This is a genomic window from Actinomadura sp. NPDC048032 (assembly GCF_040653175.1).
In the GTDB taxonomy this organism is placed as follows: domain Bacteria; phylum Actinomycetota; class Actinomycetes; order Streptosporangiales; family Streptosporangiaceae; genus Spirillospora; species Spirillospora verrucosospora.
The window spans coordinates 1-1,788 of the sequence record NZ_JBEZJP010000762.1 but is presented as its reverse complement, the minus strand read 5'-3'; the positions used below and the strand labels follow the sequence as shown (position 1 = coordinate 1,788).

Genomic DNA, 1,788 nt, shown 5'->3' with positions numbered 1-1,788 from the left:
GCCGTTGTCCACGTAGAGGACGTCCGGATCGACCTCCACGCGGGGATAGCGCGCGGCCAGCGCCTCGGTGTGCGCCCAGTGCGTGGTCGCGCGGCGCCCGTCGAGCAGTCCCGCGGCGGCCAGCACGAACGCGCCGGTGCAGAGCGAGGCCACGCGCGCGCCCGCCCGGTGGGCGGCGCGCACCGCGTCGACGAGGTCGCCGGGCGGATCCACGTCGACGTCGGCCCACCCTGGGACGATCACCGTGTCGGCGGTCGGCAGCAGGCCGAACCCGTGGTCGGGCTCCAGCCGGAAGCCGCCGGCCCGCACGGTCCCCGTTCCGCAGCCGAGGAGGCGGTACCAGGGCCCGGCCACATCGGCCGGCGCGCTGCCGAACACCTCGTAGGCCACCGACAGCTCGAAGTGCAGCATCCCGTCGGTGACCGCGACCGCGACCGTCGTCATGTCCGGAATTGTACGAGGCATGGCGTTCCAGACGCTCGTGCGGGACGGCCGCCGCCGCCATGATCGATCCACTGGTCGGACCGAGGGCAACGGGAGAGATGATGGCGGGATCGGGTCAGGCGGTCGCGGTGTTCGGCGCGTACGGGCACACCGGGCGGTTCGTGGTGGCGGAGCTGCGGGACCGCGGGTACGTCCCGCTGGCGTCCGGCCGCGACGCCGGGAGGCTTCGAGCACTGGCGGAGTCCTTTCCGGGGCTGGACGTCCGGCCCGCGACGGCCGACGACCCGGCGTCGCTGGACCGCGCGCTGGCCGGCGCCGCCGCGGTGATCAACTGCGCGGGGCCCTTCGCCGCGACGGCCGCCCCGGTGATCGAGGCGGCGCTGCGCGCCGGCGTCCCCTACGTGGACGTGGCGGCCGAGATCGAGGCCAACGCCGACACGCTCGCGCACTTCGCCCGGACCGCCCGCGACGCGGGAGCCACCGTCGTCCCCGCGATGGCCTTCTTCGGCGGGCTCGCCGACCTGCTGGCCACCGCGGCGATGGGCGACTGGACCGCCGCCGACGAGGTGCACGTCGCCTACGGGCTGAGCAGCTGGCACCCCACCGCGGGCACGCGCGCCGCGGGCACGGTCTCCCACGAGCGGCGCGACGGGCGGCGGGTCCGCTACACCGGCGGGAAGCTGGAGTACCACCAGGACGCGCTCCCCTCGTTGAAGTGGACGTTCCCCGAGCCGATGGGCGTCCGGTCCGTGCTCGGGGAGTTCAGCATGGCCGACGTCGTCACGATCCCCAGCCACCTGGCGGTGCCCGAGGTGCGCTCGTACATGACCGTCGAGGCGGCCGGGGACCTGTCGGCCCCCGGCACGCCGGCGCCGGCCGCGGCCGACGAGCGCGGACGCTCCGACCAGACGTTCCTGGTCGACGTCGTCGTGCGCTCCGGCGGCGAGGAGCGGCGCGCCACGGCCGGCGGCCGGGACATCTACGCCGTCAGCGCGCCGCTGGCGGTGGAGGCGGTCGACCGCATCCTCGGCGGCCGCACCAGGGCGACCGGCGCCGCCTCCGCCGGGGAGGTCTTCGACGCCGCCGACCTCCTGCGCGCGCTGTCCGCGCACCTGTCGGTCGACCTGCGCCGATGACCGTCCCCGGGGCCGCCGCCTCTCAGATCTCGTCGACGTTCATCGCGCCCTCGTTCGGGCGGCGGGAGAGGTCGATGCCGAGCTCCTCCGCGGCGCGGAAGACGTCCTCGTCAGTGTCGCGCATCTCGATGGACATGCCGTCGCTGGAGAGCACCTCGACGTTGAGGCACAGCGACTGCATCTCCTTGATGAGCACCTTGAAGGACTC

3 protein-coding genes are annotated in these 1,788 nt (G+C 74.8%); 1 reads left to right on the top strand and 2 read right to left on the bottom strand.

Annotated features, from left to right (window positions below; all coding sequences use genetic code 11):
• On the bottom strand, positions 1-444 hold a 444-nt coding region (locus tag AB0C69_RS41975), incomplete at its 3' end, for a DJ-1/PfpI family protein (protein ID WP_360362442.1).
• 101 nt (positions 445-545) lie between these two features.
• Between AB0C69_RS41975 and AB0C69_RS41970 the strand changes: the two genes are divergently transcribed.
• The gene (locus AB0C69_RS41970; protein ID WP_360362439.1) at positions 546-1,580 is read left to right on the top strand and encodes a saccharopine dehydrogenase NADP-binding domain-containing protein; all 1,035 of its coding nucleotides are present in this window, start codon (positions 546-548) and stop codon (positions 1,578-1,580) included.
• Positions 1,581-1,602: 22 nt separating this feature from the next.
• Here the strand turns inward: AB0C69_RS41970 and AB0C69_RS41965 are convergent.
• The coding region (locus tag AB0C69_RS41965; RefSeq protein WP_360362436.1) for a hypothetical protein at positions 1,603-1,788 on the bottom strand (186 nt) is incomplete at its 5' end.